The organism is Natribaculum luteum, from assembly GCF_023008545.1.
Classification (GTDB): Archaea; Halobacteriota; Halobacteria; order Halobacteriales; family Natrialbaceae; genus Natribaculum; species Natribaculum luteum.
Window position 1 is genome coordinate 1,834,074 of record NZ_CP095397.1, and the last position, 18,936, is coordinate 1,853,009.

Consider the following 18,936-nt stretch of genomic DNA (forward strand, 5'->3'; position numbering starts at 1 on the left):
ACTCGAGGCCCGATCACACCGAGCTGATGACGGCGACGGGACAGGGCGCGTCCTCGACGACGCGTTCGACCCGGTGGCCGAAGAATGCGCGCTGGGAGATCGCCCGGATGTCGCTACCCATGACGATGAGGTCCACGCCGTCTCGGTTCGCGAGGTCGACGATAGTCGCCTCCGGCTCGTCGCCGACTTCGACCGTCGTCAGCACCTTCGTGCCCATCTCGCGACCGAGTTCGGCCTCGCGGTCGACGATCCCCTCTCCGATGGCCATCGCCTTCGAGAGGTCCGGCTGCTCGACGAAGCGGTCGGCGGGCCGCGGTTCGGCGACGACGTGGACGATCTCGACGATCGCGTTCTCCCGTCTGGCGATGGTGAACGCGATCTCCGCCGCGTGACGGTTGTACTCCGTTCCGACCGTCGGAAGGAGGATCCGCCGCATGTTCGCTTCCAGGCTCTCGAGGGCGGCCTCTCCCGTTCCAGGCGTGCTGACGACCATCGTCGGACAGGGAGCGTCCCGGACGACGTGGTCGACGGTTTCGCTGAACAGCGGCTCGTCCGGATCCCGAGTACGGCCGGACTCGCCGAGGACGAGCATTCCGTACCCTTCGGCGGCCTCGTCGAGGATCGTCTCCGCGACGCTCCCGGTGGCGTCACGAACCCGCTTTCGGAGACGGAGATCACCGTCGTCGAGTTCCAGTCGTCGCTCGATCACCTCGAACGCAGCCGCGATCTCCTCGTCGCTCGAGCCGGGAGGGTGGTCTCGCTCGCTCCCGCCCCCGGAACTCCCGTTTGTCGCGCGAGTGCGACGGTCGGTGGCCGACCCGGAGCGCGCTTCCCGTGAGACTGGGTCGGGTCCGGGCAGTCGCTCGAGTGCGCGCTCGATCCACCGCCCCCGCCGGCGTCCGTCTTCGGTGACGTACAGCGCGGTCAGTTCGATCTCCGCATCGCGGACGAGCGGGCCGAGCAAGCGAGCGGCGTACTGGGTGTCGGCACCGCCGCGGGTCGGTAGCAGGATGCGGCGAATCTGTCCGACGAAACTCTCGCGCATGCGTTCTTCCCGTTCGATGCGCCTGCGTTCGCTGGCGCTCATCGTGACGTGTGGGAGCGTCCAGCGGAGCATCGGCGGGGCCATAAGCGACGTCACGATGGCGATCATCACGATGATGCTGTACATCTCGATCGTCAGCACGTCGACCGCGAGCCCGATCGTGGCGACGACGATCTCCATCGCACCGCGGGCGTTCAGCCCGGCACCGATCGTCACGCCCTCCCAGCTCGAGAGGCCGGCCGCCCTCGCCCCGACGTACGAGCCGGCGAACTTGCCGACGACGGCGATCGCGAGCGCACCGACCGCGACCCCGAAGACGACGGGGTCGGCGAGCGCCCGGAGGTCGACACGAAGCCCCGCCGTTGCGAAGAAGATCGGTGCGAACACACCCATCGTGACCACCTCGAGCGTGTGTTCGGTCTCGTAGTCGAAGCGGTCGACCTGTCCGACGAGGATGCCGACGACGAACGCGCCGAGGACGGCCTCGAGGTGGAGCGCGTGGGTGAACGACCCGACGCCGAGCGTGAGCACCATCAGCGTGGTGAGCTTCGCGACCTCGCCGCCGACGGTGTTGTCGATCCAGACGAACAGCCACCTGACCGCACGGCGACCGACGGTGAATCCGACGCCGAGGAAGGCAACGAGCCACAGCAGCGTCCCGACGGTCGCGGCGAACTGGACCTCGCCGGTCCGAACCAGTCCCGCGACCAGCGCCAGCATGATCCAGCCGACGGTGTCGTTTATCATCCCCGCTGCGAGCGTGAGCTGGCCGAAGTCGCGCCTGACGTGGCCCATGTCCATCAGGATCTTCGCGATGACCGGGATGGCCGAGATGCTCATCGCGACCGCCATGAACAGTGCGAACTCGAGGCGGGAGCCGCCGGTCGCGACGAACCGATCGGGGAGGTACCACGCGAACGCGAACCCGGCCGCAAACGGCGCGACGATGCTCGCGAGCGCGACGAGCGTCGCCGCTCTGGCCTTGCTGACGATGAGCTCGAGGTCGGTCTCGAGGCCGGTGAGGACGATGAGCATCAACAGCCCGAGCCAGGAGACGACCTCGACGGCGGCGAGTTGCTGGCCAACCGCCTCGCCTTCGACCCACTCGACCGTCCGCGTGACGAGCAGGACGCTGTCGATCACCGTCGGGCCGAGGACGATCCCCGCCGTGAGTTCGCCCACGACCGCCGGCATTCCGAATCGCTTCGTGAGTTCGCCGAGCACTCGAGCAGTCGCGAGCAACAGGGTGAGCATCAGAAAGAGCCAGAGCAACTCACCGGTCGCGATCGGCTCCGGAACGTCGGCCGTCTGCAGAACGGACGAGGCGTGACCGATGGCCGCCGGTCGAACGACCGCGGCCGATGGCTGTGGAATCATCAGAGTGGAGGTGCAGTGGCGGTGGCCGTGACACGCGACACGCTCGTGTCTCGGATCCCAGTACGGCAGGCGAGGTGAAAAGCTTGACAGCCTATCCGGCCGTTTTCGGCTTCGATCGGGTCGCTGGCGACGAAACACCTCTCACTGGTCGAGACTATCTTCGTCGATATGATAAGCGGTGACGATCCACGAAAACCCGATGGAAATCTCGCGAGTTCGATCACTCCTCGAGCGGCTCGAGTCTCGTCGACTCCTCCGCGCGGCGCTTGATCCCCAGCAGCATCTTTCGCTCCATGACGAAGTGGGACGGATCCCAGAACAGGTACTCGAGGAGCGTCTCGAGCGGCGACAACGCTCCCGACCGCTTCCGGGCGAGCAGGCGCGTCGTCCGACGATCGGACGACGTGAGGACGAACGCCCAGGTCCACGCTGGCGGCTCGCCCGGCGGTCGGAGGACCAGCGCCCGTTCGGGCTCGACGAGTGCGACCTCGGGTGCGCTCTGGGGCGTCGAGATAGGGTAGTCCTCGGGTGCGAGTCGGACGACGTCGCCTTCCGACAGCGCCTGGTACTCCGGAACGACGTACTCGGCGGTGTGGATATCGGCGCCGATCAGGTTCTCGAGCCAGTCGTAGCTGTAGAACCCGCCGCGGTCCTGTCCGATCTGGACGAGCCACGGCCAGACGTCTTCCGGCGGCGCGTCGATCTCGACCGCGTGTGTCACCTGGCTCTCGGCGCTCGGGCAGAGGCCGTCGCCCGGCAGCCGTCCCGTCGCTTCCTCGTCGGTCGCGCCCCACCGACGGTGCCACGGTCGGACGACGGCGTGATACGCCACGAGTATCACCGCGAGCGCGACGACCGCGAGTCGCGCTCTCGAGGACGTCGACTCCGTCGGCGGCCCCGTTCGTGTCTCGCTGACAGTGTCGCTGTCGTCCGGTTTCGCTCGAGTCGCGTCGGTGCCATCGTCGACGACCGTCGACGCCGACGCTCGCCTCGAAAGCGCCTCGGCGTCGGCCGCGATCCGCTCCGTGGCCCGTCCCATCAGGTAGCCGGCGAACGGGCCGACGAGTCGCCAGTACCGCCGAAATCGCCGTCGCGACTCTTCGTCGGTCGTCGCCGTTCGCGCCTCGTAGGTGAGCAGCGTCCGCCCCTCGCCGTAGGGCCGAACCGACAGGTTCGCCGCGAGTTTCGCGTACCCCGGTTCGTCGAAGTCGGCGAACTCGTCGGGGTCGATCTCGCGCCACTCGATGTTCGGCTGCCAGAACTTCCCGACCGCACCGAAGACGACTTCCTCGCCCGGCGATTCGTCGATGCGAACCCACTCGCTCGTCTCCTCGAGTTCGTCGATCGACAGTCGCTCTGGCAGCGACTCCCGCTCGGTCCCGCGAAGCCGGTGGCCGAGTCGAGCGGGCACGTCCCGGAGCCACCCCAGCGTGCGGACGACCGGGCCCGTGTCCGCCATGTCGGCCGTCAGCATCGCCTCGTAGGTCGTCGCCGGCTCGGCGTCGACGACCGCGTGGCGAATCTGCGTGACGTCGTACGCGGGCAGGTGGCGGTCGAGCAGCATCGACGAGTCCGGGCCGTCCGACGCGACGGTCTCCGATCGTCCCCTCTTGCCGTTTTCGAACGGTCCCAGCATGGTTACGACGGGTACGTCTTCCACGCTAATAGAACAGCGTACGGCCCTTCCGCTCGAGTAGGATTCCGTCTCGACGGCGACCGACGGCCGTCGCCGGTGTCCGTCCACGTGAACCGGGTCGCGAACGCGAACTCGATCCGACCGCGCCAGTCAGTACGCCACTGTGTCGCCGAGACCCGGTGCCGTCGCGTCGTATCCGTCTGCCCGGAGTTCCGTGGCGAACGCCTCACAGCGGTCCCCGTGTACGACCGCGATCTCCGCGTCCCGGTACGACTCGAGGAACTCGAGCAGTCCGTTACGGTCGGCGTGGGCCGAGAAGTCGTACTGTTCGACCTGTGCGCTGACCCGCATCACGCGGCCGTCGATCTCGGCGCTGCCGGTCTCGAGCAAGTCTCGGCCGGGCGTCCCCTCGACCTGGTAGCCGGTCAGCGCGATCTTGTTGGCCGGATGCGACCGGATTTCGGGGACGTAGGTCATCGCCGGACCTCCGTGGAGCATCCCGCTGGTCGTGACGATGATCGTGTTCTGGTCGGCGATTCGCCGTCGTTGTCCGTCGCGGCCGTCGACGAACCGGGCGTTTCCTTTCGCTCGCCGTAGCAGGGCCGGATCGCGCAGGAACTCCCGGTTTCGCGGCCGCAAGAACAGTTCCGTCACCCGCTTTCCCATCCCGTCGACGTAACACTCGAGGTCGTGTTCCTCGCAGATGCAGAGCGCCTCCTGGGTGCGGCCGATGGCGAACGCCGGGACGACGACCGTACCGCCCTCCCAGATCGTCGTCCGCAGGCTCTCGGCGAACTCCCGCTCGAGTCGCGCCCGCGGCGGCCGGGTCGTATCGGAGTAGGTACTTTCGCAGATCACGACGTCGGCGTCTGGTCGCGCGGTCGTTCCCGGGAGAAGGTTCTGAGATTCGGTGTTGAAGTCGCCGGTGTACAGCAGCCGCGTCTCGCCGTCGGAGACGAGGACGTGGGTGCTGCCGGGGACGTGCCCGGCGTCGAAGAACGTCACCTCGTAGCCCCCGGCCTCGAACGGCTCGCGGTAGCCGTGGGTCCGCGACACTTCGCTGACGCGGGCGAGTTCGGCCTCGGTGAACGGGCAGTCGTAGCTCCCGCCGTGCAGTTTGAGAGTGTCTCGTGCCAGGAGCATCGCGAGGTCGGCCGTCGGCGGGGTCCAGTGGATCTCCGGGCGTGCGTCCCCCGAGAGCAGCGACGGGAGCGATCCGACGTGGTCGAGGTGGCCGTGGCTCACCACCACCGACTCGGGGTCGACGTCGCCGACGGGAAACGACGGCGGGTTGCCCGAGTCCATGCCGTAGTCGAGCAACAGGGTGTCGTCGATCAGGATCGCGCTCCGGCCGATCTCGCCGGCCCCGCCAAGAAACTCGAGGTCCATCACCGCCTACTCGCGCCTCGAGCGGTTTTCTTCCATCGGTTCCGCGACGACGCCGCGCTCGTCTTGCTATCGTTTCTGTACCAATTTGCTACAGATTTTGTAGTAATTCACTCGCGATACCGTCGAACGCCGAACTGCTCGTAGCCGCCGAAGGCGAGTTCGAGCGAGCCGATCCACCAGTTCCACCGGTCTGACGGGGTTCCGTCGGGGGCGTCCGCGAGTTCCTCGCAGACGACGGCGGCCGTGAGTTCGGTGCCGACGTCGGCCTCGTACTGGCCGGCGTCGGCGAGGTCGACCGCCTGCCTGGCCACCACGTGGGACTCGCCGCGGCTGCCGCCGAACTCGCGGCGGAGGCGAGACTCGAGGTCGTCGGGATCGAGGGACACGACCGTTCGTAGCCCGCGATCGTACTTGAGTGTGTTCGACGCCGGAGAACGAGACGGCGGAGACAGCCGATCCCGACGCGCTCGCGGCGCGTCCGCGCCGACGCGAACGGGCGGCCGTCTATCGACGTATTTTTGACTGCAGGACGATTTCCGTCGGGCATGGCAAGTTTCACTGTCGTCGTGGGCGACCCCGACTCGGGGATGGCCTACCAGCTCGAGGCGGACGAGCAGGACGCGAACCGATTCATGGGCAAGGAGATCGGCGAGGAAGTCGACGGAAGCGCCGTCGGCCTCGACGGCTACACGCTCGAGATCACCGGCGGCTCCGACGACGCGGGCCGTCCGCTGAACGAGACCGTCGCCGGCCCGAACCTGGAGGAAGTGCTGATGAACGAGCGCCAGACGGGCTACAAGCCCCGGCGTGACGGTGAGCGACGACGGATCACGGTCCGCGGCCGCGAAATCTCCGACGCCGTCGCCCAGATCAACGCCTCGATCGTCGAGCGCGGCAGCACCGACGTCGAGGAACTGCTCGGCGAGGGCGACGACGAGTAATCTCTCCACTTCTATGGCAGACCGCGTCTCGAGCGATCACCCGTCGGTGCAGACGGTACGTGCGACGCTCACGGAGACGGCGACCGGCGTTCGACTGGAGATTCCCGCCGACGACCGCGAGGCGTTTCCGGTCGACGAGGTCGTCCGACTCGTCCTCGACGGCGACGAACTGTTCGCGCGCGTCGAGCGGGCGCTGACCGGCGACGACGTCTCGATCCCGGGCGTCTACGACGCGCCGCGGTTCGCTCGCGATCCCCGCGAGGGCGAGGACCGACTCTCGGCGTGGGTCGACGACCACGACGTTCGCACCGGTGGATCCGTACACGTCGACGTCGTCGAACCCGAGTTCCTCTACGGGCTCCGGGCACCGGGCGAGACCGCGGTCTACGAGGCCCGCGAACCCCCAAGCGACAGCCTCGCGTCGATCGCCGAGGACGTCGAAGATCAGTAGCGGTCCCGCGACCCCGGCGCGACGGTGTCGCGCCCTTTTTCCCCCTCGAGTGGCAACCACGTCGCATGAGTGACCCACGCGAGGAGTTTCTCGCTGGCGACCGGCCGGACGACGTCGCGCTCTTTCTCGCTGAGTCGTTCGTCGACGACGACCGGCTCGCGGAGTTCGGCGACCGGGTCGACGGCGGCGTCGTGATCGTCGTCGACGGCGAGCGCGGACGCAACGCTTTCCAGGCAGCGACGGGGACCGAAGCGATGCAGTTCGCCGGCTCTGCGATGCAAGTCGAGGGGATCATCGATGGCGACCTCGCCGGTGGCACCTGCCCGGACGAACCGCCGGAAGGCGACTCGAGCGAGGCGACCGACGACGACCACGAGGTGCAGTTCGTCTTCGCCTTCGCCGAGGAGCAAAACGAGGAGGTCGGCGGCCTCTACGCCGAGGGCGACGTGATCCACGCCTACGCCCAGTGTCGCTGCGGGACGGCGTACTCGGATCGGTGGGCCGTCCAGGAGTAACGGAGCCAGAGTCACGCGAAACGGGCACAACTCGAGTTCCATCCCCTTGCTCTGCCGTGTGAAAGCTTACCTCGCTGGTCCGGCTAGAGACGAGTGATGAGCTCCTACGAGACGCCGGCCGAGACCGGACGCGGTTTTCTCATCTCGGTCCGAGAGTGGACGGTCGTCGGCGGGGCAAGCGCGCTGATGGCGATCAACGTCGTCCTGATGTACGTTATCGCGGCGACGCCGCTCGCGGCCGTCAACGACTACCTGTTCTCGGTTCCGATCCTTGGCGTGGTCGTCTACGGCGCGGCGATCGTCGGCGGTGAACTGATCGCAGAACGCGGCGTCGAGGGCGGCGACGCCGGAATCGCGTTCGTCGGCACGGTCGTCTTGCAACTCGCGTTCGGGATCTTCGGCGCGGGCGTGCTCTCGTTTGCGCCCCGGCAGAGCCAGCTCACCGTGCTCGTCGTGACCGCAGTCGTCGTGGCGCTCGTGACCGCGCTGATCGCGACGTACGTCTACGCGCGCTCGAAGACGTTCGAGAACTGGGGAACGTACGCCAACGTCTCGTTTATCGGCGGGATCGTGGCGATCGCGATCGGGACGTTCGTCTCGGCTGTGCTGGTCGTCGGCTTCGTGCTCGTCTTTCTCGGCTTCCTGTTTCGCCTGGGCTGGGAGATCTGGCGCGTGCGCGACCGTCGGTCCGAGTCGGTCGCGCTACAAACTATCGGCGTCTACGTCGCCGTCGCCGGCGTCTTCGTCCACGTCCTGCAGCTCGTGATGCGCGCGCTGGCGCGACGGTGATCGCCTCGTCGTCGACAGTTCGCCTCGAGGGAACCCGTCACGCCGGTAGTTTCATTCGGCAGTAGTGATGAATTTGAAACATGAGTCTCGAGCGGGTTATCCTCACGGTCACAAGCGGCGTGTTCGTCGGCCTCCTCGGCGTCGCGATCAGGTACTTCGGGCGGGTCGAGTTGATCGCGGGGTACGATCCGGAACGAGTCGTCGACGACGACGCCCTGGCGAAGTTCGTCGGGACGAACACCCTCTACGTCGCCGCGCTCACGATCCTCGTCGGGGTCGTCGACTACGTGGAACCGTTCGGCGGGCAGGACGCGCACTGGCTCGTCTTCGTGTTCGTCGTCTTCGCACTGACCGGCCGAATGATCGTCGGCTCCCGGCGGTACGAACGGCCTCGAGACGACGCGCGGTGACCGTCGGTCGTTCGACTGTCGCGCGCTCGAGGGGGTATCATAGAACGGCTCATACAGAGGCAGCGCGGAAACCCACGTCTTTAGCCCTGTCTCTTACCCATACGTCGGAGTCTCGCGAAAGCGGCGTTTCGGAGACTCTCGAGGCAGGCGAGAACGAACTGAGATCCACCGGGAAGAGAGACGAGATCGACGCCTGGTCACGGAGAGTGGTACTCGAGGCGACTGCTTTTGGATCCAAAATCACGGATTTCACCCGGCGAAAGACGCTGAAAACTGGTATCCCGAGAGCCACTCTCCGGTGGATCGCTCGCAGACTGGTGGCGCAATGTGTGGGTAAGAGACAGCGCTTTAGCGGTGGGTACCTGACCACGTGGGACGGAGAGGATGAATTCGAAACTGGAGTTAATCATTCTCGATGATACCCGTCCTTCACTCGCGAGTGTCGTACGGCTCGACCAGCGTCAGGATCTTCTGTGCCAGTTCACCGCCAACAAACTGGACATGGCCCGTTTCAGCCTCGTAGTCGATTATCTGAGCCTCATCGAGTTTTGGGAGATGAGTATGATGAAGTGCGATCCGGACACGTTGTCGGTGTTCGTCGGACAGATATTCCGTGTTTTCGTCTCGAATCCGGTCTGCAACGTGGTCTACGAGCGCATCGTACTCCAGTGTCTTATCGGGTGCATTGTCCAGAACGTTGAGGATAGCGCGTCGGTGTTCGTTCGCTACTACCGACAGAATCGTATCGGGGAGAATCGGTCTCTTACGCCCCGAAGAACCGGAAAGCCCATCAATTGACTGTATATTACGTGCCCCTCGCTCTTTATTCTCTTTCATATTCACAATAGTGGAGCCCCAACTGCCTGGTCCTGTCCCATGGTGTATAATGGAAACGACCAGGCCACTTACGCCTCTGGCTCGGGAGTGAGAAGCGCGTGCCTACCGAACGCACCGATGGCGCGACGCAGACGCTCTGTCACTGCTTGATCGGAAATCCCGAGCTCGTCAGCGAGTTCCGCGGTCGTACAGCCTCGTGGAATGTCGTAGTATCCCATTCGAACTGCAAGTGCAAGCGCTTCTCGTTGTGGCTCACTCAAGCCGTACCACGAATCGGCCTCGGGATCCGCTGGATTGTATATACGGATAATATCCAGCGAGATGTGCGCGTCCTCACAACAGTCCTGATACTGACTCAATGCTTCGCGGCCTGTGAATCGCATCTCGAAATCCCATCCTTCGGGCGTTCCAGTGGCACTCAGTATTTGCCCCTCGTGGTCTAGGACGCACTGAAAGTGGTGATCCTGGCTCGCATCCCAGTCGAGCCTGAACAGCGTCCGGTCTTCGAATACGTCAACCTCTGTGACGCTGTTGACGGTTGGATAGCGTTCGACGGTGTCGAGAAATCCGTCTCCGACCGGTTCGTAGACCCAGAAGAGCGGCACGGTAGTGTCCCTGGTCGGAACGAGCGTTTCGAGTTCGATGGCCGACGCCTCCTCGATATTGAGGATTTGGCCAAGTTCGAAATCGTCGGGTGGGATTCGAACCTCCGTTATCACACTCATGCTCGTTTGCGAGACTAGATTGCTCCGGGTCGTACAAAAGGGGATGACATGGTGCACCATGGAGGGCCGAGATCCGGCAACGGCAACCTGGTCTTCGAATACAGTATACCGGTCAACAACCGTGTTTTGGCTCTTCTCGACGCCATGGTACACCACCCACGCCGGTTATCTGCCTGTTAGACGAACGTTTCCGCATGGCGACCGTGATGGAGTTTACGAGTCCGGCAGAGGAATTTCCGTTGGGTAGTGTGTTCGAGAGTTTGCCGGGTGTGACGGTCGAACTGGAGCGGCTGATTCCACACGAGACGCTGATTATTCCGTACTTCTGGGTACGCGGTGTAGAAGCGGAGGACATCGAAGCTGCGTTCGAACCACACGCTGGCGTGACCAATATCCGATCTGTCGATAGCATCGAAGACGAGTATCTCATGCGTGCTGAGTGGAAACCAGAGTACTTCGGCGTCCTGAGTGCGCTTGCCAAGGCCAGCGTTGTCGTGCTCGCTGGGATCGGTACGAAAGACGGGTGGCGATTCGAGGTGCGCAGCGAGGGTCAGGAGGCAATCGCTGAATTTCGAGAGTACTGCCAGGAAAACGATATTCCGATAGCGATCACCGCTATCCACGCAATGCTTCCGATTCAAGGGGAGGGCTACGAATTGACCGAGACGCAACGCGAGGCGCTGGTGTTAGCCTACGAGCGGGGCTACTTCGACACCCCACGCGAGACCTCGCTCGAAGAGATCGCTGACGAACTCGGCATCACACAGCAGTCACTCTCGTCACGCCTCCGACGCGGGCATCGACGCCTCATTGGAGCAACGCTTAGCAGTTCGTCGTGATCGTTCGGACAGGCACTCACACTTAAACCCTCTGTATAATCAGTACCCCTGTTAAACCGACTCAGACGGCTAGAATCGGTCGAGATGGACGCAACGGTATCGGGAGTCGGCGTAGCAGAAGTCGAGTACTCCCGGGAACCTGGGACTGTTCGCACCCAGTTTGATCAGGCGAAGACACCTGCGAGCATGGCTGTTATCGCAACGCTGGCGGAAGTTATGGACACTGATCCGGTTGAGCTGAGCCCGCTCCATTCCACTGTTGACCCAGAGGCGTTAGATGCGCTCGTTCAGGTTCGAAACTGGACGACCGGAGATACTCACATTACATTCGTGCACGAGGGCCACGAGATCCGCGTGCATAGCTACGGCGTGATCACAATCATGCCCCAGGCCACGAACCACCAGCAGAGCGATCCGAGCAAGGCGCGGGAAAATGACTTCTGAGGAGACACCGCTCACGTCGAAGGAAAAATTGAACGCGGAGCTACGTGCGCTCCTTCTCCGGGCCTACGAGAATGGAATCGATGTGGAGGGTGGATTCGAGTGTCGAAATGGGATGGACCATCCTGACTGGGACGTGATCGTCACGGAAGTCGAAAAGAACGACCGTTCGGAGTGACCTCCGCCGCGGAAGACAGAGTCAATAGCAGATTACAGGCTCGTGAGTGACAAACGCTGTAACGGTGATCAACTCGAACGTGTACTCTCAGCGCAACAGTGGTGAGTATTACGTGCGCTCCTGGATGAGAGTGTGATGCCTGCAGATCCGATACTCGGTGAGAGAGAAACGCTTGACTCCGAGAAGCACCTCACAGTCTGTTATGAACTCCATCACGTCCTGCTTCCCGAGTTAGCGGAGATGAGACTCGTCGAGTTCGGCAGATTCGAAGACGAGATAAGGCGAGGAACGTGATTTGATAGATCTGTCTGTGATCCGTTCGAACACCTACTTATCGGTTAATTCACCATCGAAGTGAGTGAACCCAACTCCGTGAGAAGACGTCTCTGATACACTCCGCTCGAGGCTACGACGTCTCGTCCTCCGTGGCCTCCCCGTCGACGACGGCACGGAACGCGTCGAGGATGACCTGTTTCGTCACCGCGCCACGAGAGGTCCAGTGGTGGGCGTAGTCGAGCATGTCGTCGTAGATGTCGGGTTTACAGCCGGCTGCCTTGGGGTGGCCGCCGCCGTTTACTCGCCCGGCGACCTCGTGACAGCGGTCGAACGCGTCGGTGCCGCGGATCGACGCCGAACCGGCCGGTTTGACGACGACGGAGGCGTCGGCACCCTGCTCGCGCATCGCCTCGGCGACCTCGTTTTGCGAGCAGCGGCCGTAGGTGACGCCGACGGTGTAGTCGCCGATCTCGCGAAACTCCGCGCGGGAGACGGCGCGGTCGATGAGCGCCTCCTTCTCGACGCGTTTCTCGGCCAGGTACGCCTCGACCCACTCCGGCAGGTCCGCACCGTACTCGCGGACGACCTCCACGTACTCTTCGGGGCCGGTCCAGTAGGCGTAGTCCGCGAGGTCGTCGCTACGGGGATCTTCTCGCAGCCAGAGGTCGTGGTCGCGGGTCACCGCGGCGAGGTCCTCGTACGTCGGGTCGAAGTCGTACTCGAGCGAGCGGTAGACGACGTCCGCGCTACACTCTTCTTCGCTGTCGCCAACGACGAGGTCGACGCCGGCCTCGCGTACTGCGGCCGCCACGTCGTCGCCCCACTGGTGGTGGTCGTACCAGGCGACGCGGTCTGCGACCTCGAGGGCGGCCTCGAGCTCCTCCTCGACGTACTCGTAGCGGTCCGGACAGAGGTCACAGATGTAGACGTCGATCCCCTCGTCGGCGTGTTCGCCGACGCGTTCGAGCTGGTCTTCGAGGTCGTGCGGGCTGGCCGGGAGGAGCGCGACGCGGTGGGGCGTCGGTTCGGGCTCCTCGAGTGGGTCCGGTGTCTCGTCGTCGGCGTCGTCTGCGTCCGTCTCGTCGCCGGTCAGTTCTTCCGGATCGGGGACGTTCCGGACGTCGTCGTAGGCCTCCCGGAGCAAGGCGACGCAGGCGAGGCCGTCGGCGTCCGGGTCGGCGACGACGGCGACCTCCGTCCCCTCGAGTGCGGCTTTCGCCTGTTCGTCCTCGAGGTCGTCCTCGAGCGAGTCGGGAAGAAAGAAGCCGGTCCCGGGGAGGACGGACTTGCGGGCGAGCGGAAGCTCGTCGTCCGAGATGAGTTCGTCGTGCATGCAGACCTCTCGGCGGGCGAGCGGGAAGAAACCGCCGGTCCGGATCAGGCCTCGGCGGCCGGCTCGTCGGTCGCGGTCTCGAGCTGGCGGACCGTCAACACGGGGACGGGCGAGGAGCGGACGACCTTCTCGGCGACGCTACCGAGCAAAAACCGGTTTTCGCCGTGGCGACCGCGCGTGCCGGTGACGACCAGGTCGGCGTCGATCTCTCTGGCGTAGGCACAGATCTCCGGTGCCGGGTGGCCCTCTCGAATCTCGGTCGTGAGTCCGTTTCCGGCACGCTCGTGGACGGTCGCGAGCGCGGCTTCGGCGTGGGTCTCGAGTGCGGTCTCGAGTTCGTCACGGAGCTGTTCCGGCGAGGCGTCGACCTCGCCCGCGTCGATCACCGAGAGCGCGTGCACGTCGGCGTCGAACCGTCCGGCGAGGTCGAGTCCGACGTCGACGGCCCGGGTGACGCTCGTCGAGCCGTCAGTTGCGACGACGACCGTATCGAACATAACCGGTGGTTTCGCTCGAGACGGTATAAATACCCCCGGAACTCGGTCGTCGGGACGTTGCCGAGACTTTTTCACCACTGCCCGCACACCACCGGGCATGGACGCAAGCGAGCCGTTTACGGTCGACACCGTCCTCGCCCCCGTCGACGGAAGTGAGGAGTCCGCCACTGCAGCCGAATACGCCGTCGCCGTCGCCGATCGCTACGGCGCGTCCGTCCACGCACTCTACGTCATCGGACGCGGCGTCGTCAAGGGAATGGACGCGGGGGCCGTCGACGAGGAAGACGTCGCCGACAACGCCCGTGAGTTCCTCGGTGACGTCGAGAGCGTCGCCGGCGAGTACGGCGTCGCGGTGTCGACCTCGATGATCCACGGCTTCTCGTCGACGCGCAAGACGCGCCACCCGGGAAGCGTCGTGCTCGACGCCGCCGACGCCGTCGGTGCCGACTTCATCGTCATCCCGCGCGAGTCGGTGACCGACACGTCGCCGGACGTCCTGGAACGGGCCGCGGAGTACGTCCTCGCGTACGCGAGCCAGCCGGTCCTCTCGGTCTAGAACGGCAGAGAGCGCTACTCGAGGCGGATCGCCATCTCCTGTTCGAAGCTCTCTGCGCTACAGACCTCGAAGCCGACTGCCTCGTACAGCGAGATCGCCGGTCCGTTCCACCGCTCGACGGTGAGCCACACGTTCTCGATGCCCACCTCGCTGGCGTAGCCGAGCAAGTGCTCGAGCAACTGCGTCCCGATCCCGGCTTGCTGGTAGGCCTGGAGGACGAAGATGGCGAGTTCCCACTCGATACTGTCCGGCTGGTCGGTCGCCACCGCGGGGTCGTCGGTGTCGGGAACGAGGGTGGCGTGACCGACGACCTGTTCGTCGTGCCAGGCGACGACGTTGACGCTGCCCTCGAGGATGGGGTCGAGCCACTCCCGGATGCGCTGTTCGCCGGTCGGCGGGATGCCCTGTGCGCGGTCGACGGGATCGAACTCGAGGTACATCGCGACGAGGTCGTCGACCTGACTGTCGTCGTCTTCCTCGAGCGCTCGGATCTCGATCGACCGTCCTTCGCCGTCTTCGAACGTATCTGGTGGTGCCGGGAACGGTCCGGCCCGTTCGTCGGGATAGACGCGTGAGCCTCTCATCGTCATCGGATCAGTTTCACCGTCGTCGTCGCGTTCAACAGGACGAACTCCGTGATCGGGCCGAGACGGATCTTGCCCATCGGGCTCTGGGTGCCGCCGCCGATCACGAGCTGGTCGAACTCGCCGCGTTCGGCCAACTCGACCAGCGCACTCCCGGGATCGCCCTCGAGCGTCCGGATCTCCGCGTCGATGCCTGCCTCTTCGACGAGTTCCTCCGTCTGGGCGTACACGTCCTCTTTCGTGCGGTCCGATTCGGGTTTCTCGACGACCGCGATGGTGAGGTCGTCGCCGACCTCGCGGGTTCGTTCGACCGTCGCCCGGAGGGCTCGCATCGACTCGTCGCTGCCGACGATCCCCAGTAACACGTTCATACTCCCCTGTGTGGACCGACGGACGAAAATAATTGCGCCGCGCCGAGTGACGTACTCGTCACTGCTCGAAACGGTCACGACGGCGCGAACGCAACCAGCCCGGCCGTGTGCGTTCGGCGCATACGTTGTGTCGGACGACGACGTTAAGGCCACGTGGTGAGTAGAACCGAAGAATGAGTGACGCGGCACTCGATGTCGTCGAGTTCCTGCTCACGACGAGCGCCTATTCGGACGATCGATCGCTAGACGAAAACGACCTGCCACCGGAGTTCCGTCGTGTCTTCTGGACCGGCGGCTCGAGTGACGACGACGGTGGCGATTCGACGGGCCAGCGTGGAGGAATTCAACGACCGCTGTCGGTGACGAACAGTACCGCACGCGCGGCGACGGGCATCGACCGGCCCTGGGAGGTAGTCTCCGATCTCATGTTCACTGACCGAGACGACTTCTCGGGAAGTATCACGATCACCGAGACGGAGATGGCCGAACGCTGGTTCCTCGAGCGCGTCGACGAGGAACGGCTGATGAAAAACCCGACGCTCGCGAAGCACTTCGGGGATCGCGACGACCTCGACCTCGACTACGAGCAAGCCCGCGAGATGAATCGCCCGATCCAGGCCGACCGGGTCTGGATCGACGGCCTGCTCGAGGAGTACTTCGACGACGAGGACGACGAGGACATGCTCGACCTCGTCGAGGTCCGCGCGCCCGAGGAGGTGGACGTCTCGCTCGACGACATCGTCCTCACGCCGGACCAGGAGGGCGAAATCGAGAAGATCTCGAAGGCGATCGAGCACCGCGACTACCTCGCGGAGATCGGCCTGCGCGAGATCGGCAAACTGCTGTTCGTCGGACCGCCGGGAACCGGCAAGACCTCGACTGCGAGGGCACTCGCGCGCGACATGGATCTCCCGTTCGTCGAGGTCAAACTGTCGATGATCACCTCCCAGTACTTAGGCGAGACGGCGAAAAACGTCGACAAGACCTTCGAGGTCGCAAAGCGGCTGTCGCCGTGTATCCTCTTTATCGACGAGTTCGACTTCGTCGCCAAGACCCGCCGGAGCGACGAACACGCCGCGCTCAAACGCGCCGTCAACACCTTACTCAAGAGCATCGACGACGTCTCGCTGATCCAGGACGACGTCCTGCTGATCGGCGCGACGAACCACCCCGACCAGCTCGACGCCGCCGCCTGGCGTCGCTTCGACGAGATCGTCAACTTCCCCAAGCCGGATGGTGCGATGCGGGCGGACATCCTCCGGGTCATCACCCGCGCGATGGACATCGAGGAGTTCGATCCCCAGGTCGTCGCCGACGCCACCGAGGGGCTCACCGGCAGCGACCTCCGGATGGTCCTCCGGGAGGCCGTCCTCGACGCGCTGACCGAGAACCGGACGACGCTCACCCAGGAGGACCTCCTCGAGGCCGTCGCCGACTTCGAGGAGCGAGACAACCTGAAGAACATGGACATGATCGAGGGCGACCACGACGCACTCGTCGCGGGCGGCGACATCGGGAAGGCGAGCGACGGCGGGACGTCGAGCAGCCACGATCACGATCACGGTCACAGTCACGGCCACGACCACGACCACGATCACAATCACAGCCACTGACTGCTCGAGTCGCCACACGACGGGGTCGCCAGGGTCACCACGCTTTTTACGCCCGCCGACCGATGTCGAGCGTATGCCCACCGACTGGACCGCCGTCGGGACCTCACTCGAGCGTTACAGTACCGACCCGCCGACCGGACTCCTCCGTGACGGTTCAGCTGACGCCCGACGCGAGTACGCCGACGCGTGACGATGCGTATCACGCTGCTCGGCACCGGTGACACGACGGGAACGCCCACCGTCGGTTGCGACTGCGACACCTGCCAGGAGGCTCGAGCCCGCGGCGTCGAACGGACCCGGTTTTCGGTCCACGTCGAGAACGAGCGCACCGGCGAGTCGCTGCTGGTCGACGCCAGTCCCGACTTTCGGTACCAGTTCCTGCGTGACGGAGTGTCCCTCCCCGACGCTGCCGTCATCACGCACATCCACTTCGACCACCTCGACGGACTGGGCAACGTCTTCCGCGTCGTCGACTCGCTGGACGTCTACGCCGCCGACGAGACCGACCCGCAGACGGACGAGAGCGTCGCCGAGACCGTCGCCGACGACTACCACTACCTCGAGGCGGTGACGGTTCGACCGACGACGCCGTTCGAACCCGTCCGCATCTGCGGGTTCGACGTGACGCTCGTCCCCGTCGATCACCCGCCGCTGGTCTGTTACGGCCTCGCCGTCGAGGACCCCGAGACCGGCGCGAAGCTGTCGATCACGGGCGACACGAGTTACGCCCTCCCGGACGACTCGCGTGCGGTGCTGGCCGACCCCGACCTGCTGCTCGCCGACGCCATCGTCCCCGCGAGCCTCTGTGAGTACCATCCACTCGGCGGTCGCCACGAGGACGCAAACGGCGTCCCCCGGACCTTCGGGACGAAACACATGACTCGAGAGGGGGCGCTGGCGCTCGCAGACGAGCTGAACGCCACGGAGACGCGACTGGTCCACGTCGCCCACTTTTACCCCGTCGAGGAGGCCTTCGAGGAACCGCTCGCCGTCGACGGCGAGGAGTACACGCTCTAAGGCTCTCCGAACCGATCGAGCCCGGCCTGTCGGCGACGTTTCCCCGCCGGATCGCCCTCCCACGGCGTGCGGCGTTCGCGTTCGGCCTCGAGGTCGACCGCGGGTTCGTCGCCGGGGTCGTAGCCGCCGCAGGCGGGACCACACACCGTCGCGGCGTCGACGACGCGTCCCGCCCACTCGCAGTACGGCAGCGTCGCTCCCGACGACTCGTCGGGACGACACGTCCGACAGGCAGGCAGGTCGAAGGTCCGCCACCCCTTCCCGTAGGCGCGTTCGGCCAGCCGTCGACGGGCACGTGCCTTCGCCGCGGGGGAGACCACCTCGACGTCCGTCCGGCCCGGCCGCTCCTCGAGGAGTTCGACGCCCCAGTCGTCGGCGGGCAGCGACGTCGGCTCGCGAACGACCTCGATCGCCGGCCGGTCGTCCCGGCGACGCCGGACTCGCCAGACGCCGACCTCCTCGGGGATGCGATTTAAGTGTGCTCGAGTCACGTAGCTCTCGGTCGCGAGGATCACCTCGTCGACGAGTCCCAGGCTGACGTCCGTCCGCAACTGCGACTCGAGGTCGCCCGGCCGTCCGAGGTCCGGCTTGTTCTCGATGCCGACGAGTCGGTCGAACCAGTCGGGGTAGCGGGCGACCTGCCTGACGTAGTCGCGGCCGTTGTGTCGTTCGCGCTCGAAGAAGCCGATATCGACGGCGCGCTCGGTGGCCCGGCGCGCGGTCTCGGGGTGGCAGTCGAAGGCGTCTTTCCAGTAGCGTGCCCGGCCGGGGCCGACGTCGCTCTCGATCGCTGCGTCGGGGATCGACGCCGGCGTGATCGCGACGCGCTCGTCGAACGCCGGTCCGGGTTCGACGCAGACGACGTCCAGCACGCGGCCGCCGGGGTCGGCGACGCTCCCGCCGAGCTGGCGAGCGACGATCCCGTCGCGTCGCTCCTCGAGGGTGGCACACAGCTCGAGTTCGAACGCGAACTCGGTCACGGACGGAAGGAGGGGCCGCGTCGAAAAAAGCGCGCGGGTCTCGTCCCGTCGACTGGACGTCATACTGCCGGACAACACGGTTCATCCCTCGGTCGCACTCGAGACGCTGTCACCAGCGGCGACACACTCGAGTCGC

23 protein-coding genes are annotated in these 18,936 nt (G+C 65.3%); 12 read left to right on the plus strand and 11 right to left on the minus strand.

Annotation, left to right across the window (positions count from 1 at the left end; translation table 11 throughout):
- Window positions 1-13 precede the first annotated feature (13 nt).
- The 4 genes from MU558_RS09405 to MU558_RS09420 all read right to left on the minus strand — a co-directional run bounded on the left by MU558_RS09405 (window position 14) and on the right by MU558_RS09420 (window position 5,833).
- On the minus strand, window positions 14-2,422 hold the full coding sequence (locus MU558_RS09405) for a cation:proton antiporter domain-containing protein (RefSeq protein ID WP_246965895.1): 2,409 nt from the start codon (window positions 2,420-2,422) through the stop codon (window positions 14-16).
- Window positions 2,423-2,642: 220 nt separating this feature from the next.
- Window positions 2,643-4,058, minus strand: a complete 1,416-nt coding sequence (locus MU558_RS09410) for an SRPBCC family protein (RefSeq protein WP_246965896.1) — start codon at window positions 4,056-4,058, stop codon at window positions 2,643-2,645.
- A 150-nt stretch (window positions 4,059-4,208) separates the two neighbouring features.
- On the minus strand, window positions 4,209-5,447 hold the full coding sequence (locus tag MU558_RS09415) for an MBL fold metallo-hydrolase (protein WP_246965897.1): 1,239 nt from the start codon (window positions 5,445-5,447) through the stop codon (window positions 4,209-4,211).
- A 107-nt stretch (window positions 5,448-5,554) separates the two neighbouring features.
- Window positions 5,555-5,833, minus strand: coding sequence for a WNWW family protein (locus MU558_RS09420; RefSeq protein WP_246965898.1), 279 nt, complete (start codon window positions 5,831-5,833; stop codon window positions 5,555-5,557).
- 159 nt (window positions 5,834-5,992) lie between these two features.
- On the opposite strand from MU558_RS09420, the gene MU558_RS09425 reads away from it, so the two are divergent.
- The 5 genes from MU558_RS09425 to MU558_RS09445 all read left to right on the plus strand — a co-directional run bounded on the left by MU558_RS09425 (window position 5,993) and on the right by MU558_RS09445 (window position 8,553).
- On the plus strand, window positions 5,993-6,388 hold the full coding sequence (locus MU558_RS09425; RefSeq protein ID WP_246965899.1) for a 30S ribosomal protein S6e: 396 nt from the start codon (window positions 5,993-5,995) through the stop codon (window positions 6,386-6,388).
- A 13-nt stretch (window positions 6,389-6,401) separates the two neighbouring features.
- The gene (locus tag MU558_RS09430) at window positions 6,402-6,839 is read left to right on the plus strand and encodes a DUF7112 family protein (RefSeq protein WP_246965900.1); all 438 of its coding nucleotides are present in this window, start codon (window positions 6,402-6,404) and stop codon (window positions 6,837-6,839) included.
- A 65-nt stretch (window positions 6,840-6,904) separates the two neighbouring features.
- Entirely contained in the window at window positions 6,905-7,354 is a 450-nt protein-coding gene (locus tag MU558_RS09435; protein ID WP_246965901.1) for a DUF5807 family protein, read from the plus strand.
- Between the two features lie 96 nt (window positions 7,355-7,450).
- Window positions 7,451-8,143, plus strand: a complete 693-nt coding sequence (locus MU558_RS09440) for a hypothetical protein (RefSeq protein WP_246965902.1) — start codon at window positions 7,451-7,453, stop codon at window positions 8,141-8,143.
- An 80-nt stretch (window positions 8,144-8,223) separates the two neighbouring features.
- Window positions 8,224-8,553: a DUF3784 domain-containing protein gene (locus tag MU558_RS09445; RefSeq protein ID WP_246965903.1), complete on the plus strand. Its 330-nt coding sequence runs from the start codon at window positions 8,224-8,226 to the stop codon at window positions 8,551-8,553.
- 429 nt (window positions 8,554-8,982) lie between these two features.
- Here the strand turns inward: MU558_RS09445 and MU558_RS09450 are convergent, their stop codons facing one another.
- The gene (locus MU558_RS09450; RefSeq protein ID WP_246965904.1) at window positions 8,983-9,390 is read right to left on the minus strand and encodes a DUF7344 domain-containing protein; all 408 of its coding nucleotides are present in this window, start codon (window positions 9,388-9,390) and stop codon (window positions 8,983-8,985) included.
- 68 nt (window positions 9,391-9,458) lie between these two features.
- Complete coding sequence (locus MU558_RS09455) at window positions 9,459-10,115, minus strand: helix-turn-helix domain-containing protein (protein WP_246974917.1); 657 nt, start codon at window positions 10,113-10,115, stop codon at window positions 9,459-9,461.
- Window positions 10,116-10,309: 194 nt separating this feature from the next.
- Between MU558_RS09455 and MU558_RS09460 the strand changes: the two genes are divergently transcribed.
- From MU558_RS09460 to MU558_RS09475, 4 genes are all read left to right on the plus strand, one after another.
- Window positions 10,310-10,954: a helix-turn-helix domain-containing protein gene (locus tag MU558_RS09460; protein WP_246965906.1), complete on the plus strand. Its 645-nt coding sequence runs from the start codon at window positions 10,310-10,312 to the stop codon at window positions 10,952-10,954.
- 84 nt (window positions 10,955-11,038) lie between these two features.
- Window positions 11,039-11,398 (plus strand): HalOD1 output domain-containing protein, encoded by a 360-nt coding sequence (locus MU558_RS09465; protein ID WP_246965907.1) that lies wholly within the window; start codon window positions 11,039-11,041, stop codon window positions 11,396-11,398.
- Window positions 11,388-11,573 carry a hypothetical protein gene (locus MU558_RS09470; protein WP_246965908.1) on the plus strand — a complete coding sequence of 62 codons (186 nt, stop codon included), beginning with the start codon at window positions 11,388-11,390 and terminating at the stop codon, window positions 11,571-11,573. The genes MU558_RS09465 and MU558_RS09470 overlap by 11 nt, the downstream gene beginning before the upstream one ends.
- Window positions 11,574-11,708: 135 nt before the next feature.
- Window positions 11,709-11,867 carry a hypothetical protein gene (locus tag MU558_RS09475; protein WP_246965909.1) on the plus strand — a complete coding sequence of 53 codons (159 nt, stop codon included), beginning with the start codon at window positions 11,709-11,711 and terminating at the stop codon, window positions 11,865-11,867.
- Window positions 11,868-11,979: 112 nt separating this feature from the next.
- Here the strand turns inward: MU558_RS09475 and MU558_RS09480 are convergent, their stop codons facing one another.
- Window positions 11,980-13,182: a DHH family phosphoesterase gene (locus MU558_RS09480; RefSeq protein ID WP_246965910.1), complete on the minus strand. Its 1,203-nt coding sequence runs from the start codon at window positions 13,180-13,182 to the stop codon at window positions 11,980-11,982.
- Window positions 13,183-13,226: 44 nt separating this feature from the next.
- Complete coding sequence (locus MU558_RS09485) at window positions 13,227-13,679, minus strand: universal stress protein (protein WP_246965911.1); 453 nt, start codon at window positions 13,677-13,679, stop codon at window positions 13,227-13,229.
- A 97-nt stretch (window positions 13,680-13,776) separates the two neighbouring features.
- Between MU558_RS09485 and MU558_RS09490 the strand changes: the two genes are divergently transcribed.
- Complete coding sequence (locus tag MU558_RS09490) at window positions 13,777-14,235, plus strand: universal stress protein (RefSeq protein WP_246965913.1); 459 nt, start codon at window positions 13,777-13,779, stop codon at window positions 14,233-14,235.
- Window positions 14,236-14,249: 14 nt separating this feature from the next.
- Here the strand turns inward: MU558_RS09490 and MU558_RS09495 are convergent, their stop codons facing one another.
- The gene (locus MU558_RS09495; RefSeq protein WP_246974920.1) at window positions 14,250-14,819 is read right to left on the minus strand and encodes a GNAT family N-acetyltransferase; all 570 of its coding nucleotides are present in this window, start codon (window positions 14,817-14,819) and stop codon (window positions 14,250-14,252) included.
- A gap of 2 nt (window positions 14,820-14,821) precedes the next feature.
- Window positions 14,822-15,190: a universal stress protein gene (locus MU558_RS09500; RefSeq protein WP_246965915.1), complete on the minus strand. Its 369-nt coding sequence runs from the start codon at window positions 15,188-15,190 to the stop codon at window positions 14,822-14,824.
- A gap of 173 nt (window positions 15,191-15,363) precedes the next feature.
- Between MU558_RS09500 and MU558_RS09505 the strand changes: the two genes are divergently transcribed.
- Both MU558_RS09505 and MU558_RS09510 read left to right on the plus strand, forming a co-directional pair.
- Window positions 15,364-16,803, plus strand: coding sequence for an ATP-binding protein (locus MU558_RS09505; protein ID WP_246965917.1), 1,440 nt, complete (start codon window positions 15,364-15,366; stop codon window positions 16,801-16,803).
- A gap of 192 nt (window positions 16,804-16,995) precedes the next feature.
- A complete protein-coding gene (locus tag MU558_RS09510; RefSeq protein WP_246974923.1) occupies window positions 16,996-17,820 on the plus strand; it encodes an MBL fold metallo-hydrolase in 825 nt (274 codons plus the stop codon).
- Here the strand turns inward: MU558_RS09510 and MU558_RS09515 are convergent.
- Window positions 17,817-18,800 carry a DUF5787 family protein gene (locus tag MU558_RS09515; RefSeq protein ID WP_246965918.1) on the minus strand — a complete coding sequence of 328 codons (984 nt, stop codon included), beginning with the start codon at window positions 18,798-18,800 and terminating at the stop codon, window positions 17,817-17,819. The genes MU558_RS09510 and MU558_RS09515 overlap by 4 nt on opposite strands.
- Between the last annotated feature and the right edge of the window lie 136 nt (window positions 18,801-18,936).

What these genes read in the sequence shown, in the direction of transcription:
- MU558_RS09485 (WP_246965911.1), bottom strand. Translation starts at nt 13,679, where the DNA reads ATGTTCGATACGGTCGTCGTCGCAACTGACGGCTCGACGAGCGTCACC.
- MU558_RS09405 (WP_246965895.1), bottom strand. Translation starts at nt 2,422, where the DNA reads ATGATTCCACAGCCATCGGCCGCGGTCGTTCGACCGGCGGCCATCGGT.
- MU558_RS09480 (WP_246965910.1), bottom strand. Translation starts at nt 13,182, where the DNA reads ATGCACGACGAACTCATCTCGGACGACGAGCTTCCGCTCGCCCGCAAG.
- MU558_RS09510 (WP_246974923.1), top strand. Translation starts at nt 16,996, where the DNA reads ATGCGTATCACGCTGCTCGGCACCGGTGACACGACGGGAACGCCCACC.
- MU558_RS09430 (WP_246965900.1), top strand. Translation starts at nt 6,402, where the DNA reads ATGGCAGACCGCGTCTCGAGCGATCACCCGTCGGTGCAGACGGTACGT.
- MU558_RS09455 (WP_246974917.1), bottom strand. Translation starts at nt 10,115, where the DNA reads ATGAGTGTGATAACGGAGGTTCGAATCCCACCCGACGATTTCGAACTT.
- MU558_RS09435 (WP_246965901.1), top strand. Translation starts at nt 6,905, where the DNA reads ATGAGTGACCCACGCGAGGAGTTTCTCGCTGGCGACCGGCCGGACGAC.
- MU558_RS09440 (WP_246965902.1), top strand. Translation starts at nt 7,451, where the DNA reads ATGAGCTCCTACGAGACGCCGGCCGAGACCGGACGCGGTTTTCTCATC.
- MU558_RS09500 (WP_246965915.1), bottom strand. Translation starts at nt 15,190, where the DNA reads ATGAACGTGTTACTGGGGATCGTCGGCAGCGACGAGTCGATGCGAGCC.
- MU558_RS09415 (WP_246965897.1), bottom strand. Translation starts at nt 5,447, where the DNA reads ATGGACCTCGAGTTTCTTGGCGGGGCCGGCGAGATCGGCCGGAGCGCG.
- MU558_RS09450 (WP_246965904.1), bottom strand. Translation starts at nt 9,390, where the DNA reads ATGAAAGAGAATAAAGAGCGAGGGGCACGTAATATACAGTCAATTGAT.
- MU558_RS09465 (WP_246965907.1), top strand. Translation starts at nt 11,039, where the DNA reads ATGGACGCAACGGTATCGGGAGTCGGCGTAGCAGAAGTCGAGTACTCC.
- MU558_RS09495 (WP_246974920.1), bottom strand. Translation starts at nt 14,819, where the DNA reads ATGAGAGGCTCACGCGTCTATCCCGACGAACGGGCCGGACCGTTCCCG.
- MU558_RS09445 (WP_246965903.1), top strand. Translation starts at nt 8,224, where the DNA reads ATGAGTCTCGAGCGGGTTATCCTCACGGTCACAAGCGGCGTGTTCGTC.
- MU558_RS09425 (WP_246965899.1), top strand. Translation starts at nt 5,993, where the DNA reads ATGGCAAGTTTCACTGTCGTCGTGGGCGACCCCGACTCGGGGATGGCC.
- MU558_RS09475 (WP_246965909.1), top strand. Translation starts at nt 11,709, where the DNA reads ATGCCTGCAGATCCGATACTCGGTGAGAGAGAAACGCTTGACTCCGAG.
- MU558_RS09460 (WP_246965906.1), top strand. Translation starts at nt 10,310, where the DNA reads ATGGCGACCGTGATGGAGTTTACGAGTCCGGCAGAGGAATTTCCGTTG.
- MU558_RS09410 (WP_246965896.1), bottom strand. Translation starts at nt 4,058, where the DNA reads ATGCTGGGACCGTTCGAAAACGGCAAGAGGGGACGATCGGAGACCGTC.
- MU558_RS09490 (WP_246965913.1), top strand. Translation starts at nt 13,777, where the DNA reads ATGGACGCAAGCGAGCCGTTTACGGTCGACACCGTCCTCGCCCCCGTC.
- MU558_RS09505 (WP_246965917.1), top strand. Translation starts at nt 15,364, where the DNA reads ATGAGTGACGCGGCACTCGATGTCGTCGAGTTCCTGCTCACGACGAGC.
- MU558_RS09470 (WP_246965908.1), top strand. Translation starts at nt 11,388, where the DNA reads ATGACTTCTGAGGAGACACCGCTCACGTCGAAGGAAAAATTGAACGCG.